General features: G+C 69.5%; 10 protein-coding genes. 8 read left to right on the top strand and 2 right to left on the bottom strand.

The genetic code is table 11. The annotated features are described in order from the left end of the window. The first annotated feature begins 7 nt into the window (after nt 1–7). Nucleotides 8–5,812, top strand: coding sequence for a type I polyketide synthase (locus AB0M73_RS24485; protein ID WP_363894404.1), 5,805 nt, complete (start codon nt 8–10; stop codon nt 5,810–5,812). Nucleotides 5,813–6,104: 292 nt separating this feature from the next. On the opposite strand, the gene AB0M73_RS24480 is transcribed toward AB0M73_RS24485, so the two are convergent. Next, entirely contained in the window at nt 6,105–6,518 is a 414-nt protein-coding gene (locus tag AB0M73_RS24480; RefSeq protein ID WP_363894401.1) for an SRPBCC family protein, read from the bottom strand. A gap of 201 nt (nt 6,519–6,719) precedes the next feature. Between AB0M73_RS24480 and AB0M73_RS24475 the strand changes: the two genes are divergently transcribed. Then, on the top strand, nt 6,720–7,616 hold the full coding sequence (locus AB0M73_RS24475) for a proline iminopeptidase-family hydrolase (protein ID WP_363894398.1): 897 nt from the start codon (nt 6,720–6,722) through the stop codon (nt 7,614–7,616). Between the two features lie 13 nt (nt 7,617–7,629). Further along, on the top strand, nt 7,630–8,574 hold the full coding sequence (locus tag AB0M73_RS24470; protein WP_363894395.1) for an ACP S-malonyltransferase: 945 nt from the start codon (nt 7,630–7,632) through the stop codon (nt 8,572–8,574). A gap of 86 nt (nt 8,575–8,660) precedes the next feature. Here the strand turns inward: AB0M73_RS24470 and AB0M73_RS24465 are convergent, their stop codons facing one another. Beyond that, nucleotides 8,661–8,909: a phosphopantetheine-binding protein gene (locus AB0M73_RS24465; protein ID WP_043724431.1), complete on the bottom strand. Its 249-nt coding sequence runs from the start codon at nt 8,907–8,909 to the stop codon at nt 8,661–8,663. Between the two features lie 189 nt (nt 8,910–9,098). Here AB0M73_RS24465 and AB0M73_RS24460 point away from each other — a divergent pair, with 189 nt between their 5' ends. From AB0M73_RS24460 to AB0M73_RS24440, 5 genes are all read left to right on the top strand, one after another. Then, a complete protein-coding gene (locus AB0M73_RS24460) occupies nt 9,099–10,613 on the top strand; it encodes an AMP-binding protein (protein WP_363894392.1) in 1,515 nt (504 codons plus the stop codon). A gap of 139 nt (nt 10,614–10,752) precedes the next feature. Next, nucleotides 10,753–12,294 carry an AMP-binding protein gene (locus tag AB0M73_RS24455; RefSeq protein ID WP_363894390.1) on the top strand — a complete coding sequence of 514 codons (1,542 nt, stop codon included), beginning with the start codon at nt 10,753–10,755 and terminating at the stop codon, nt 12,292–12,294. After that, nucleotides 12,291–13,526 (top strand): type III PLP-dependent enzyme, encoded by a 1,236-nt coding sequence (locus tag AB0M73_RS24450; RefSeq protein ID WP_363894387.1) that lies wholly within the window; start codon nt 12,291–12,293, stop codon nt 13,524–13,526. The genes AB0M73_RS24455 and AB0M73_RS24450 overlap by 4 nt, the downstream gene beginning before the upstream one ends. Next, the gene (locus AB0M73_RS24445; protein WP_043724441.1) at nt 13,523–14,017 is read left to right on the top strand and encodes a cobalamin-dependent protein; all 495 of its coding nucleotides are present in this window, start codon (nt 13,523–13,525) and stop codon (nt 14,015–14,017) included. The genes AB0M73_RS24450 and AB0M73_RS24445 overlap by 4 nt, the downstream gene beginning before the upstream one ends. Beyond that, nucleotides 14,014–15,327, top strand: a complete 1,314-nt coding sequence (locus AB0M73_RS24440; RefSeq protein ID WP_363894383.1) for a methylaspartate mutase — start codon at nt 14,014–14,016, stop codon at nt 15,325–15,327. The genes AB0M73_RS24445 and AB0M73_RS24440 overlap by 4 nt, the downstream gene beginning before the upstream one ends. Nucleotides 15,328–15,338: the final 11 nt, after the last annotated feature.

Raw genomic sequence — 15,338 nt, 5'->3', positions numbered from 1 at the left:
GAGTGCGATGGCCGAATCCGACAAGAAGCTGGTCGACGCGCTGCGGGCGTCGCTGAAGGAGACCGAGCGGCTGCGGCAGCAGAACCGGAAGCTGAACGCGGTGATCCGGGAGCCGATCGCGATCGTGGGCATGGCGTGTCGATACCCCGGTGGGGTGTCGTCGCCGGAAGAGCTGTGGCGGCTGGTGCGCGACGGCGAGGACGCGGTGACGTCGTTCCCGACCGACCGGGGCTGGGACGCGGAGCGGATCTTCGACCCGACCGGGGAGCGGCCCAACACGACGTACACGGACCAGGGCGGCTTCCTGCACGGAGCGGCGGACTTCGACCCGGGCTTCTTCGGCATCTCGCCGAGGGAAGCCCTGGTGATGGACCCGCAGCAGCGCCTGCTGCTGGAGGCGACGTGGGAGGCGCTGGAGCGGGCGGGCATCGACCCGACGACGCTCAAGGGCAGCTCCACGGGTGTGTTCGCTGGCATGATGTATCACGACTACGCGGCCAACAACTCGACCGGCGCCATCGCCTCGGGCCGGGTCTCCTACACGTTCGGGCTCGAAGGGCCGGCGGTCACGATCGACACGGCCTGCTCGTCGTCGCTGGTGGCACTGCACTGGGCGGTGCAGGCGCTGCGGGCGGGGGACTGCTCGCTGGCGCTGGTCGGCGGCGTGGCGGTGATGGCGACGCCGGAGACGTTCGTCGAGTTCAGCAAGCAGCGCGGGCTGTCCAAGGACGGTCGGTGCAAGTCCTTCGCCGGGGCCACGGATGGCACGGGCTGGGGCGAAGGCGTCGGCATGCTGGTGGTGGAGCGGCTTTCCGACGCCCGCCGCAACGGGCATGAGGTCCTGGCCATCGTGCGGGGCTCGGCGATCAACCAGGACGGCGCGTCGAACGGCCTGACCGCGCCGAACGGTCCCTCGCAGCGCCGGGTGATCAAGGCGGCGCTGGCCGGCGCGCAGGTCTCGGCCGACCAGGTGGACATGGTCGAGGCGCACGGCACCGGCACCACCCTGGGTGATCCCATTGAGGCGCAAGCGCTTCTGGCCACCTACGGCCAGGATCGGGCCGAGCCGCTGTGGCTGGGGTCGATCAAGTCGAACATGGGGCACACGCAGGCGGCGGCCGGCGTGGCCGGCATCATCAAGGTCGTCATGGCCATCCGCAACCGGACCATGCCGAAGACGCTGCACGTGGACGTGCCGACGCCGCAGGTGGACTGGACCGCCGGCAACATCGAGCTGCTGACCGAGTCGCGGCCGTGGCCGTCGGCCGATCGCCCGCGCCGGGCCGGCATCTCGTCGTTCGGCATCAGCGGCACCAACGCCCACGTGATCATCGAGGAGGCGCCCGAAGAGGAGATCGCCGAGCGCACCGTCGCCCAGCGGCCGGTGCCGTGGATCCTCTCCGGCAAGACCCCCGAGGCGCTGGCCGGTCAGGCCGTCAAGCTGTCGCATGTGGACGGTGTGCCGCTGGACGTCGCCTACTCGCTGGCGACGGGCCGTGCTGCCTTCGAACACCGGGGCGTGATCGTCGGCAGCGATCTTGAGGAGCTTCGACGGGGCGCGATCGCCCTGTCCGAAGGCGCTTCGGCGCCGGGCGTGGTTCGTGGGTCGGCGCGTGGCGGCGGTTTGACGGCGTTCTTGTTCACGGGCCAGGGATCCCAGCGCATCGGCATGGGCCGTGAGCTGTACGAGCGGTTCCCGGTGTTCGCGGCGGCTTGGGACGAGGTCGTTGATCTGCTGGACCTGGCCATGGCCACTGCCCTTGGCGCTGCTTCGTCGGCGTCTTCTTCCCTGCGCGACGTCGTTTGGGGCACCGACCAGGACCTTCTCAACCAGACCGGTTTCGCCCAGCCCGCCCTGTTCGCGTTCGAAGTTGCACTGTACCGTTTAGTTCAGTCCTGGGGCGTCAAGCCGGACTTCGTGGCTGGTCACTCGGTCGGTGAGATCGCCGCCGCGCACATCGCCGGCGTCCTCTCCCTCGAAGACGCGTGCACGCTGGTGTCGGCTCGCGGTCGCCTGATGCAGGCGCTGCCGGCCGGTGGTGCGATGGTCGCCTTGCAGGCCGGCGAGGACGAGGTCCAGCTTCGTGACGGCATGGGTATCGCTGCCGTGAACGGGCCGCAGTCGGTGGTGATCTCCGGCGACGAAGAGGCCGTGCTGGCGGTCCAGGCCGAGTTCGAGGCGTTGGGGCGTAAGACTTCGCGGTTGAAGGTGTCGCACGCGTTCCACTCGCTGCTGATGGAGCCGATGCTCGACGAGTTCCGCGCTGTCGTCGCCGGGCTTGAGTTCAGCGCCCCGAAGATCCAGGCGGTGACCACGTCCGCCGGCGGCGGGGAGTGGAGCCAGCCGGAGTACTGGGTCAACCACGTCCGGGCGGCCGTGCGGTTCGCGGACGCGGTGAAGACGTTGGCCGGCAAGGGCGTCGGCCGGTTCGTCGAGATCGGGCCGGACGGCGTGCTGACCGCGATGGCCGCCAACTCCGTGGACGACGCGGTGTTCGTGGCAACCCAGCGGCGCGACCGGGAGTCCGAGCGCGAGCTAGTTTCCGGGCTGGCGCAAGCGTTTGCCCACGGCGTGAACGTGGATTGGGCCGCGTTCTTCGAGGGGCGCGAGGCGCGGCGGGTGGACCTGCCGACCTATGCGTTCCAGCACGAGACGTTCTGGCTGACCGCGCAGGACTACCTGGCCAATTCCTGGCTCGGCGGCGGCGCGGGCGATGTGGTGTCGGCCGGGCTGGAGGCGGCCGGGCATCCGCTGCTCGGCGCCGTGCTGACCGCGCCGGACGGCGACGGGCTGGTGCTGACCGGGCGGTTGTCGCCGGCCACGCTGCCGTGGCTGGCCGATCACGTGGTCGGCGGCTCGATCTTCTTCCCGGGCACGGGATTCGTGGAACTGGCGCTGCGGGCCGGCGAGTTCGTCGGCTGCGACGTGGTGGAGGAGTTGACGCTGGAGGCCCCGCTGGTGCTGCCGGAGCGCGGCGGCGTCGCGGTGCAGGTGCGGGTCGGCGACGACCGGCAGCTCGGCGTCTTCTCGCGTGCCGACCAGGACGAGACGTGGACGCGGCACGCGACCGGCCGCCTCGGCAGCGGCGGGCGGGCGGAGACCGTGGAATGGCCCCCCGTCAACGCCGAGGCGGTCGACCTGACCGCCCACTACGACGTCCTGGCCGACGCCGGCCTCGCGTACGGCCCCGTGTTCCAGGGCTTGCACACGGCGTTCAAGCGTGGCGACGAGGTGTACGCCGAGGTTCAGTTGCCCGAGGGCGTCGAGATCGACGGCTACGGCGTGCATCCCGCGCTACTGGATGCCGCTTTGCATGCCATCAGCCTCACCGGCGTCACCGGCGACCAGGCCGCGCTGCCCTTCTCCTGGGCCGGCGTTTCCCTGCACGCCACCGGGGCCAGTGCGCTCCGGGTGCATGTCCGGCCTACGGGTGAGGGCGTCGTCTCCTTGCACGCCGTCGACCCGGCCGGTGGCAGTGTCGTGTCGGTGGAGTCCCTCATGCTGCGGCCGGTCGCCCTGGATGCGGGCAATGCCCGGCGCGCCAACGATTCCTTGTTCGGTCTCACGTGGACGCCGATCACCGCCAGCCCCGCGGACACCGCCGGCTGGACCGTGTTCGAGCCGACCGGTGATGTGCGCGAGGCGACCTACGCCACGCTGGCCGAGCTCCAGAAGGACACACCGCTGGTGGTGGTCACCCGCGGCGGCCTCGCGGCCTCTGCCGTCGGTGGCCTGGTGCGATCCGCGTGGTCGGAGAGCCCGGGGCGGATCGTGCTGGTGGACCTGGAAGACGGGGCACCGCTCGACAAGCTGGCCGAGATCATCGGGTCGGAGGAGCCGCAGGTCCGGGTGCGCGGGGGAGAGATCGAGGCCGCGCGGCTGGCCCGGGTGCCGGCGCCGGAGTCGACAAAGACGTTTGGCGGCAAGGTTCTCATCACCGGCGGCACGGGCGGGCTGGGGGCGAAGTTGGCCCGACACCTGGTGACCGAACACGGCGTCACCGAGCTGGTGCTGACCAGCCGTCGCGGCCTGGCGGCTCCCGGGGCGCAGGAGCTGAGGGAAGAACTGGCCGGGCTGGGGGCGAAGGTCGAGGTCGCGGCGTGCGATGCGGCGGACCGGGAAGCCCTGGCCAAGGTGGTCACGCCGGACCTGAAGGCGGTGGTTCACGCGGCGGGGGTGCTCGATGACGGGGTGATCTCCGCATTGACGCCGGAGCGGCTGGACAAGGTGTTCGGGCCGAAGGTCGATGCCGCCTGGAATCTGCACGAGCTGACCAAGGACCTGGAGCTGGACGCGTTTGTACTGTTCAGTTCAGCTGCGGGGATCCTGGGCACGCCGGGGCAAGGCAACTACGCGGCGGCAAATGCGTACTTGGATGCGTTGGCGGAGCTACGGCGGGCCGAGGGGCTGCCGGCGGTGTCACTGGCTTGGGGCCTGTGGGACGACGGCATGGGCGACCACGCCGACGCCGCCAGGATGCAGCGCAGCGGCGTGCTGGGCCTGACCACGGAAGAAGGCCTGGCGCTGTTCGATGCGGCAACCGCGAGCGAAAAGCCGGTGCTGGCGCCGATCCGGATCGACGTGAAGGCGCTGAACGCGGTGGGACAGGACCGGCTGGCGCCGGTGTTCCACGGCCTGATCCGCACCACCCGCAAGGCCGCGGGCAAGGCGGCCGACCCGGCGGTGCTGCGCAAGCAGCTGTCCGGAATGGACGAAGCGGGGCAGGAACAGGTGCTGAAGGACCTGATCCTGGCCAACGCGGCCGTCGTGCTCGGGCACGCCAGCGCGGACAGCGTCGACCCGGACCGGGACTTCCTGGCCGCGGGCTTCGACTCGCTGACGGCGATGGAGCTGCGCAACGCGCTGAACGCGGCGACCGGTCTCACCCTGCCGGCGATGGTGGTGTTCGACAACAAGTCGCCGGCCGAGTTGGCCCGCTGGCTGTGTACTGAACTGTCCAGTACACAGACCGAGGACAGCAACGCCGACGAGACCCTGAGCGACTTCTTCCGGGACTCGGTGCTGTCGGGCAACCTCCAGAAGGGCCTGACCCTGCTGCGGGCGGTCGCGGACATCCGGCCGAAGTTCACCGGCGTGGCGGACGTCGACCACCTGCCCAAGCCGGTGACCTTCGCGGAAGGCACGACCACGCCGCGCCTGATCTGCATCAGCACCCCGATGGCCTTGGGCGGCACCCACCAACACGCCCGCGTCGCCGCCAACATCGGCGGCGGCCGGTCGGTCAACGCGTTGCCGGTGCCGGGCTTCGGCCGCGGCGAAAGCCTGCCCGCCACGGCGGAAGCGGCCGTCAGCGTGCTCGGCGAGGCCGTGAACCAGTTGGCCGGAGGCGAGCCGTTCCTGCTGCTCGGTTACTCCTCCGGCGGCGTGCTGGCCCACGCGACGGCGAAACACCTTGAGTCCCAAGGCATCAAGCCGGACGGCGTGGTGCTCGTCGACACGTATCACGTCAGCGAGGGCGAGGAACGGGACGTCTTCGAGCAGCTGGCCGTTGTGCTGTTGGAGAAGGAATCCGTGTTCGGCAAGTTCGACAGCGCAAGGCTGAGCGGCATGAACGCCTACATCGACCTGCTGCCCAGCTTCGACCTCGGCCCGATCGAGGCCCCGGTGTTGTTCCTGCGGGCCGACAAGTCCTTCATGAACCCCGACGACACGGGCGACGACTGGCGGGCCGTGGCCTGGGACAAGACCCACAACGTGGTCACCGTGCCCGGCGCGAGCCACTTCACCATCGTCGAGGAGCACGCCGCCGCGACGGCCCAGGCCGTCAACGACTGGCTGTCCTCCCGATAAAGGCGGCTGTCCCCGGTCTGGGATCGGCAGACCGGGGGCAGCACGACAACAGCCCCGGCGTGACCATCACGCCGGGGCTGTTGGCAGCCCCAGGGGGTGGAGGGGGCTGCGGGGGGAACACCGGTCGCCACGTCGAGCCAGAGGGGTTGACGTCCGGTGGCCGGGGCGGACACCGCGGGATGTGAGGGGATCCCATCCGCGGCGCCGCGCCGGCGATGAAGTTGTGGGGGACAGCGGGGCCGGGAACGCCGGCCCCGCTGCCGTGCTCAGAAATCCCGCGCCGGAACCGACTTCAGCTCGCGACCTTGGCCAGGGCGTCGAGGCCCGCGTCGATGCCGCCGCTGAGGAACTGGCCGATGGCCGCGCCCATCTCGTCGCTGCCGGGGCCGTCGAGCTCGGTGCGGTGGGTGATGGTGGAACCGGCGCCGGCCGCCACGACCTTGCAGTGGGACCGCACGACCACGTTCTCGTCGATCTGCGTCTGCGTGGTGAAGCTGACCCCGTCAACGACGTCGACGAGGGTGAACGGTGCCGGACCCTGCTGGGCGTTGGTGATCACGCCGGTGGAGCCGCCGGCGAACGGGCCGTCGAGGGTCATCTTCTCCATGCCGGCGTTCCACTCGGGCCAGGTGGCCACGTCGGTGTAGCGCGCCCAGACCGCCGCGGGGGTCGCGTCGGCGTCGATGCTGCGCTCGTAGTGCCACACGGGGATCCTCCAGTGAAGTTCATACGTACTTACGTCTAATACATTTGTACAGCACTCGTCGATCCAGCACAAGGACCGAACGCCCCCGAGGTTAGGGACTTCGATCGAAGGGTTTCCCCACCTTCTCCGGCGCTACCGTCGACCTGCGGTGCGCCGCCGCACGCGTTGGCGGCCAAGGACTATCGACGAGGTGGTGGAACGATGTCGCTTGCCCCCAGCGCCAAGGGGACCGTGAAGTTCGGTGATTACAAGACGTGGTACCGGGTGACGGGCGACCCGAGCTCCGGCAAGCCGGTGCTGGTGGTGGTCCACGGCGGTCCCGGCAGCACCCACGACTACCTGCTGCGCCTGAGCGAACTGGCCGCCCGCGGCTGGCCGGTCGTGCACTACGACCAACTCGGCAACGGCGGCTCCACGCACCTGCCGGACAAGGGCGCGGACTTCTGGACCCCGGAGCTGTTCGAGGCCGAGCTGACGAACCTGGTGCGGCAACTGGGCATCGACGGCAACTACGTGCCCTTCGGCCAGTCCTGGGGCGGCCTGCTGGTCGCCATGCACGCCGCCAAGCGCCCGAAGGGCCTCAAGGGACTGGTGATCGCCAACTCGCCGGCCTCCTACCCCTTGTGGTTGCAGGAGATGAAGGTCCTGCGCGACCAGCTGCCGGCCGGCGTGGACGAGATCCTGCGCCGCCACGAGGCCGAGGGCACAACCGACAGCCCCGACTACCACAACACCATGCAGGCCTTCTACGACAAGCACGTCTGCCGGATCAAACCGGCGCCGCGGGACATGCAGGCCTCGCAGTACGAGATCTACAACGACTCCACCGTCTACTCCACCATGAACGGCCCCAGCGAGTTCCACGTGATCGGCACGCTCAGGGACTGGGGCGTCATCGACGTCCTGCCCGACATCGAGGTGCCGACGCTGATCATCTCCGGCCGGCACGACGAGGCCACGCCGGCCACCGTCCAGCCCTTCCAGGACCTGATTCCCAGCAACCGCTGGGAGATCTTCGAGGAGTCCAGCCACGTGCCGCACCTCGAGGAGCCCGAGCTGTTCGACGACGTCCTGCACACCTACCTGTCCAGCCTGTAGCGGAGACAAGCCAATGCGCACCGAGTTCACCGCGTCCGAAGCGGTCGTCTTCCCCGGCATGGGGCCGTCCCGCTTCGCCGACGTCGGCAAGTTCATGGTCATCAACCCCTACGCGCGGCGCCTGGTCGCCCAGGCCGACGAGCGCCTGGGCTACTCGCTGGTGGACGCCTTCCGTGACACCGAGGGCGACTACAGCCGGCACGCCCAGGTCAGCTTCCTGGTCAACTGCGTCGCGCTGGCCCAGTGGGCCGAGGGCGAGCTGGGCGCCAAGCCCGAGGTCGTCGTCGGCCCGAGCTTCGGCGGCAAGGCGCTGGCCGCCTACACGGGCTCACTGTCCTTTTCGGACGCTGTGTGGATGACGTACGAGTTCGCCCGCTGCCTCGACGAGTTCTTCGCCACGGAGTTCGCCGACGTGGTCACGCACTCGTTCGTCCGGACGCCGCAGGACATCCTCGCGCAGCTGTTCGCCGAGATGGACGAGCTGGGCTACTGGCACGACGTGTCCTGCCACATCGACCACGACTTCCACATGGTCTCACTGAGCCGGGACAACCTGGAGTGGTTCCAGCAGAAGCTGCGCCGCAACGGCGGCATGTCGCTGTACACCATGCATCCGCCGATGCACGTGAGCAGCTTCGGCCCGCTGCGCGAGAAGATCCGGACCGAGGTCTTCGACCAGCTCGCGTTCGCCGACCCCGCGCTGCCCGTGGTCAACGACCAGAACGGCGAGATCGTCACCACCGGCGAGCACGTCCGGGACATGCTGCTGGACGGCATCGTCAACACGGTGCGCTGGCCGGACGCGGTGGCCACGCTCAAGCGCCTCGGCGTGACCAAGGTGCACATCGCTGGCCAGGACAGCCTGTTCGGCCGGGTCGCCGTGACGACCAAGAACTTCGAGGTCGCGGCGGTCGATCCGAAGCTCGCGGTCAGCCCCCGCAAGCGCACCGCGGCGTGAGAAAGGGGACCGGCTCACGAAGCCGGTCCCCCTACAGAACAGAAGCGGCCATGTCCACAGTGGACATGGCCGCTTCGACGCAGCGCTCAGGCCGCCTGCTTGTCCAGGTTGTCCAGGGTGGCCCACAGCACGCCGGCGTTGGCGAAGGTCTCCAGGCTCAGGGCGTCGTCCACGAAGCGGACGCCGAACTCGTGCTCAAGCGCGCCGAGCAGCTCGACGGTGCCCAGCGAGTCGAGCCCCAGGTCGCGCAGGCTCGACTCCTGCGTCAGCGGCTCGTCCGCCGGCAGGAAAGGCAGGTACGGGCGCAGCACTTCCTCGAACCGTGCGTCCCACATGGGTGACTCCAATCTATTTCCGGGCCGAATTGGTCCGGCTGTGGCCGATGTTGACGCTAAACCGCTATCCCCCCGGTCGCTACCCCTGTCCAGCATGACGCAAACAGGGGGCGGGATTTCCCTCGAATCTCTGGCCGATCCTTGAAATCCCTAGTAGACCCATGCCATGCATGTCATAGAGGAGGAAGAATGAACTCATCGCTGCACGCACGTTTCCTTCGTGGCCTCGCCGCTTCGCCGGACGGGGCCGCGATCCGGTTCGGCGACCGGGAGGTCACGTACCGCGAGGCGCACGAACGGGCCCTGCTGTGGGCGGGATCACTCCACGCCGGCGGCCCGAGGCCGCCGGCCGTGGTCGGGGTCCTGTTCGGCAAGACCATCGAGTCCTACCAGGGCCTTCTCGCCGCCCTGTACTCCGGCGCCACCGTCGTCCCGCTCAACGTCAGCTTCCCCAGCCCGCGGCTGCGGGCCATGATCGACCTGGCCGGGGTGACCGCGCTGCTGGCCGACGAGTACGGCCTGGCCGTGCTGGAGGACGTGCTGGCCGGCGACACCATGCCGGTGTTCGACCTGACCGGCGAGCCCGAGCCGGCGCACAAGCTGGCGCAGCCGCATCCGGTGACCGCGACCGACACCGCGTACATGCTGTTCACCAGCGGTTCCACCGGCCGGCCCAAGGGCGTGCCGATCACCCACGGCAACACCCATCACTACTTCTCGTACCTCGACGAGCGCTTCGACTTCACCCCGGACGACGTCTTCTCGCAGACGTTCGACCTGAACTTCGACTGCGCGATGTTCGACCTGTTCTGCGCCTGGGGCGCCGGCGCCACCGTGTGCGCGATCCCGCCGCACGCCTACCGCGACATGCCGGCCTACTTCGCCGCGCAGAACATCACCGTCTGGTTCTCGACGCCGTCGGCGATCGGCCTGGTCAAACGCATGGGCGGCCTGAACGCCCGGTCGATGCCGACGCTGCGCTGGAGCTTCTTCGCCGGCGAGGCCCTCAAGTGCGCGGACGCCGCGGACTGGCAGGCGGCCGCGGCCGGCTCGACGCTGGAGAACCTGTACGGGCCGACCGAGCTCACCGTCACCATCACGGCCCACCGCTGGTCCGCGGAGTCCGAGAGCCTGAGCGTCAACGGTGTCGTGCCGATCGGCGACCTCAACCCGGGCCACGAGCATCTGATCATCACCCCGGACGGCGAGCCCACCGAGGACGAGGGCGAGCTGTGCATCACCGGCCCGCAGATGACGCCCGGCTACCTCGATCCCGAGGACGACAAGGGCCGTTTCCTGGAGTACGGCGGCAAGCTCTGGTACCGGACGGGCGACCGGGTCCGCTGGGTCACGCCGACCGAGCTGGCCTATCTGGGCCGCCTGGATTCCCAGGTGCAGATCCACGGGCTGCGCATCGAGCTGGCCGAGATCGACAACGCGGTGCGGGCCAGCGGCGTGGAGGACGCCGTCACCGTGACCCGGGAGACCCCGGGCGGGCTGGAGCTCGTCGTCTTCTACACAGGCGAGCGCGTGTCCGCCGCCGAGCTCAACAAGCGGCTGTGCGACCGGCTGCCGCAGAGCATGGTGCCCAAGCACTACCAGCACGTCGAGGAGTTCCCGCTCAACGCGAACCGCAAGGTGGACCGGCGTGCGCTGGCCGGTGTGGCAGCCGACCTGCTCAAGGCGAAGGCGGGCGCACGTTAGGGGTGCCAGGGGGGATGACGAACGTATGTACAAATCTTACTCTTGGGTGGTGAGGAGATTTAGTTCGCACCAGGTCGGGTATTACCCGGCAGCGAGGTGAATCACTCGTCGTTCTTTTCCGAGCGTACGGAGAGCGACCATGGATGCCACAGCCACTCCAGTCGTCAATGTCAGCGCGGCGCACCACGCACCGGGTGAACTGATTCACTCGCTGCTCGACGGCGCCCTTATCGAAAACGCGGACAGCGTCGCCGTCCGCGACTCGCAGGGCCACTGGACCTACCGCCAGCTGGCCGAGCACAGCCACCGGTTCGCGCACTGGCTGCGCCTGCACGGTGTCAACCACGGCGACCGCGTCGCGGTCCAGCTGCCCAGCACCCGGGAGCTGGTCGCGATGCTGCACGGCGCGGTGCGCGCCGGCGTGGTCCTCGTGCCGCTGAACCCCGCCATGAAGCCGTTCCTGATGTCCTCGGTGTTCGAGAACTCGCAGCCGCGGCTGGTCATCGGCAAGGGCAACGCGGTCGAGGCCATCCGGGAGGTCGCGGCGACCATCCCGGTGCACGACTTCGACGCCGTCTGGCCCGACGTCCAGGAGCAGGACGCCACGCCATTCGTGCACGACGTGCGGCCGACCGACCTGGCCGTGCTCATCTACACCTCCGGCAGCACCTCGGCCCCGAAGGCGGTGATGTGCCCGCACTCGCAGGTCGTGTTCGCGACCCGCGCCCTGGTGCAGGCGCTGGAGTACCGCCAGGACGACGTCGTGTTCTGCCGGTTCCCGCTGTCCTGGGACTACGGCCTGTACAAGGTCCTGATGACCGCGGCCGTCCAATGCGAGATCGTGCTGGCCGGCGAGGAGTCCGATCTGGGCCTGCTGCGGCGCATGAGGGAGACCGGCGCGACCGTCGTGCCGATCGTGCCGTCGCTGGCCTCGATGATCGTGTCGCTCGCCTCGCGGGACAAGGAGACTCCGCCGCCGGTGCGCATGTTCACCAACACCGGCGCGGCCCTGCCGGAGGCCACCATCGACGGCCTGCGGGAGAACTTCCCCGGGGTCAAGGTGGTCCGGCAGTTCGGGCAGACCGAGTGCAAGCGCATCACGGTCATGCCGCCGGACGAGGACACCGAGCGCCCCGGCTCGTCGGGCATTCCGTTGCCCGGCACGCGGGTCGCCATCGTCGACGAGAACGGTGACGAGGTGCCGGCGGGCACGGTCGGCGAGATCGTCGCCGACGGGCCGCACGTGATGCCCGGCTACTGGCGCAACCCCGAGGTCACCGCCAAGGCGTTCCGCCTCGACCCGCGCACCGGCCGCACCCGGCTGCACACCGGGGACTACGGCTCCGTCGACGCCGACGGCTACCTGTACTTCGAGGGCCGGCGCGACGACATGTTCAAGCGCAAGGGAATCCGCATGAGCACGCTGGAGATCGAGGCGGCGGCCATGGACGTCCCGGGCGTGCGGGCGGCGGCCGCGCTGCCGCCGAGCCAGGACCACGACCTGGCCCTGTTCGTGGAGGCCGATCTCCAGCCGGCGATCGTGCTGCGCGAGCTGTCCCGGCGCCTGGAGGCGCAGAAGATCCCGTCGATCTGCCGGGTGCTCGAGGAGTTCCCGCTGACCCTGCACGGCAAGAACTCGCGGGCCGCGCTCCTGAGCCTGCTGGAAGGGAGCGCGAAATGAGCCGCTACGAGAAGCTGGCCGCCGAGCACGGCACCCCGCTGTACGTCTACGACGTCGAGGAGGTCCTGGCCGCCCGCGAGCAGCTGTTCGACCAGCTGCCCGAGCCCTTCGAGCTGTTCTATGCCCTGAAGGCCAACCCCCATCCCGATCTGCTGCGGGCCCTGCGGTCCGGCGACGGCCGCAGGTGCCGGGCCGAGATCAGCTCCACCGGGGAGCTGGCCAACGCCCTGGCCGCCGGGTTCGCCGGCAGCGACTGCATGTACACCGGCCCCGGCAAGACCTTCGGCGAGCTGCGCGAGGCGATGAGCCTCGGCGTGCGGATGTTCTCCACCGACTCCGTCACCGATGTGCAGCACGTCGGCCAGGTCGCCGTGGAACTGGGCATCACCGCCGAGTGCCTGCTGCGCGTCAACCTGGCCACGGCCAGCGCCGGCAGCGGCATCCGGATGACCGGCACCCCCTCGCAGTTCGGTTTCGACGCCGAGCACCTTCCCGAGGTCATGCCGCAGCTGCGCCGCGTGGACGGGGTGACCATCGCGGGCATGCACCTGTTCCCCCTGTCCAACACCACCGACGAAGACGCGCTGATCGGCGAGTTCCAGAACACCATCGCCGGCGCGGCGGCCCTGGCCGAGCAGCTCGACCTGCCGCTGCGCTACCTGGACATCGGCGGCGGATTCTCCGTCCCCTACGGCGTTCCCGGCATCCGGGCCACGTACCCGAAGCTGCGCCAGGAGCTGGAGATCGCGCTGGACACGCACTTCCCCAGCTGGCGCGAGGGAGCGCCGCAGCTGGCCTGCGAGTCCGGCCGCTACCTGATCGGCGCCAGCGGCACGCTGCTGGCCGGCGTGAGCAACGTGAAGGTCAGCCGGGGCAAGAAGTTCGTCATCCTGGACGCCGGCATCAACACCTTCGGCGGCATGTCCGGGCTGGGCCGGCTGATGCCGGTGCAGGTGGCCACCGACGACGAGGAGACCGTCGAGACGGTCAGCCTGGTCGGGCCGCTGTGCACGCCCGGCGACACCTTCGGCCGCGCCGTCAAGGTGCCGGACCTCAAGGCCGGCGACGTGATCACCATTCCCAACGTCGGCGCCTACGGCCCGACCGCGAGCCTGCTGATGTTCCTCGGCCGCCCCTCGCCCACCGAGGTCGTGGTGCGCGGCGACGAGATCGTGTCCGTTTCCCGGCTGGACCACAGCCGCACGTACTCCAACCAGGCGGTGGCCCGATGAGCGCGCAGATCTTCGAAGACAGCAACACCACTTCCACCTCCGGCCGGGGCACGGTCGTGGTCAGCGGTGTCGCCTCCGACGCCCACACGTGGAACCTGGTGTTCCTCCAGCTGATGATCGAGGAGCTCGGCTACGACGTGGTCAACCTGGGCCCGTGCGTGCCGGCCGAGCTGCTGGTGGCCGAGTGCGAGCAGCACAAGCCGGCGCTGGTCGTCATCTCCAGCGTCAACGGCCACGGCTACCAGGACGGCCTGCGTCTGATCGACGAGGTCCGCGCCAGCTCCGAGCTCGTGGCCACCCCCGTGGTGATCGGCGGCAAGCTCGGCATCGCCGGCTCCCTGGACGAGGGCGCGTCGGACCGTCTGGTCTCGGCCGGCTTCGACGCCGTCTTCGAGGACGGCGCCCGCACCGTGCTGAGCTTCTACGACTTCATGGCTGGACTGCCGTCGGCGGCGACACCGCTAGCGGCCCGGACCAAGGTGTCGGTGTGAGCGCCTGCTTCCCCACTCGGCCCAGCGCGGACGAGAACCCCGTCGACTTCGGGGAGTTCGTCCGCAGCCGGGGCGGCCGCGGCTCGATCGTGGCCCAGCCGAGGATGGGGTTCAGCGACCCGAACCGCATGCGAGAGGGGCTCATCGCCACCAAGAAGGCCGACGCCCACACCGTCGGCACGCTCACCCTGGACAGCTACACCCGCGTCGGCGACCACGAGGCCGCGGACACCGCGCTCCGCGAGGGCTTGGCCCTCAACGGATATCCCATCGTCAACCACCCGGTCGAGACCACGCGGTGGGTGCTGGACGGCATCCGCGACGACGAGTTCCCGGTGCAGGTCCGGCACGGATCGGCCACCCCGCTCAACATCTTCGCCTCCATGGTGGCGCTGAACCTCAACGCCACCGAGGGCGGCCCGGTCTCCTACTGCCTGCCCTACGGCCGGGTTCCGCTGCAGGACTCGGTGCGCAACTGGTCGCAGTGCTGCGAGATGTTCACCCAGTTGCAGAGCCGCGGCATAGAGCCGCACCTGGAGACCTTCGGCGGCTGCATGATGGGCCAGCTGTGCCCGCCGAGCATGCTGGTGGCGATCAGCGTGCTGGAGGCCCTGTTCTTCGCCGACCACGGGCTGCGCAGCGTGTCGGTGAGCTACGCCCAGCAGACCAACCTGGACCAGGACATCGAGGCGGTGCAGGCACTTCGGGCCCTGTGCGCCGAGCTGCTGCCCACCGACAACTGGCACGTCGTGATCTACACGTACATGGGCATGTACCCGACCACCGACCACGGGTGCGAGAGCCTGCTGGGCTCGGCGGCCCAGCTGGCCGTGGCCACCGGGGCGGAGAGGGTGATCGTCAAGACCGTCGCGGAGTCGCGGCGCATCCCGACAATCGCGGAGAACGTGCAGGCGCTGGAGCACGCGCACAACAGCACGCGGGTCTTTCGTCCGGAGGTCGGCCGTTCGCGAGAACTGGCGGATTCCCAGACGTACCAGGAGGCCCGGGCGCTCGTCATGGCGGTGTTGAACCTGCACAGCGACCTCGGACAGGCCCTGCTGCTGGCTTTCAAGCAGGGATATCTGGATGTTCCCTACTGCCTGCACCCCGACAATGCTGGGAGGAGCCGCAGCTACATCGACGCCGATGGCTGGCTGCGGTGGGGTGAGGTCGGGTCACTGCCGTTGGGGCACCTGGTGCCCAGGACGCGGTCCCGCCGCATCACTTCTAGCGGTTTGCTGGACGACTTGTCATACGTTCGACGCAAATATGACGAGGAGCCGTCGACGCGGGTCGAGGTCGGCGTCTAGGCGTCGTCGAG

It is taken from the genome of Kutzneria sp. NPDC051319 (assembly GCF_040682195.1).
Classification (GTDB): Bacteria; Actinomycetota; Actinomycetes; order Mycobacteriales; family Pseudonocardiaceae; genus Kutzneria.
This window is presented reverse-complemented; position numbering and strand designations above follow the sequence as displayed.

Bases quoted from the DNA above. Each gene is read 5' to 3' on its own strand.
- AB0M73_RS24485 (WP_363894404.1), top strand. From the start codon at position 8: ATGGCCGAATCCGACAAGAAGCTGGTCGACGCGCTGCGGGCGTCGCTG.
- AB0M73_RS24475 (WP_363894398.1), top strand. From the start codon at position 6,720: ATGTCGCTTGCCCCCAGCGCCAAGGGGACCGTGAAGTTCGGTGATTAC.
- AB0M73_RS24470 (WP_363894395.1), top strand. From the start codon at position 7,630: ATGCGCACCGAGTTCACCGCGTCCGAAGCGGTCGTCTTCCCCGGCATG.
- AB0M73_RS24465 (WP_043724431.1), bottom strand. From the start codon at position 8,909: ATGTGGGACGCACGGTTCGAGGAAGTGCTGCGCCCGTACCTGCCTTTC.
- AB0M73_RS24460 (WP_363894392.1), top strand. From the start codon at position 9,099: ATGAACTCATCGCTGCACGCACGTTTCCTTCGTGGCCTCGCCGCTTCG.
- AB0M73_RS24455 (WP_363894390.1), top strand. From the start codon at position 10,753: ATGGATGCCACAGCCACTCCAGTCGTCAATGTCAGCGCGGCGCACCAC.
- AB0M73_RS24450 (WP_363894387.1), top strand. From the start codon at position 12,291: ATGAGCCGCTACGAGAAGCTGGCCGCCGAGCACGGCACCCCGCTGTAC.
- AB0M73_RS24445 (WP_043724441.1), top strand. From the start codon at position 13,523: ATGAGCGCGCAGATCTTCGAAGACAGCAACACCACTTCCACCTCCGGC.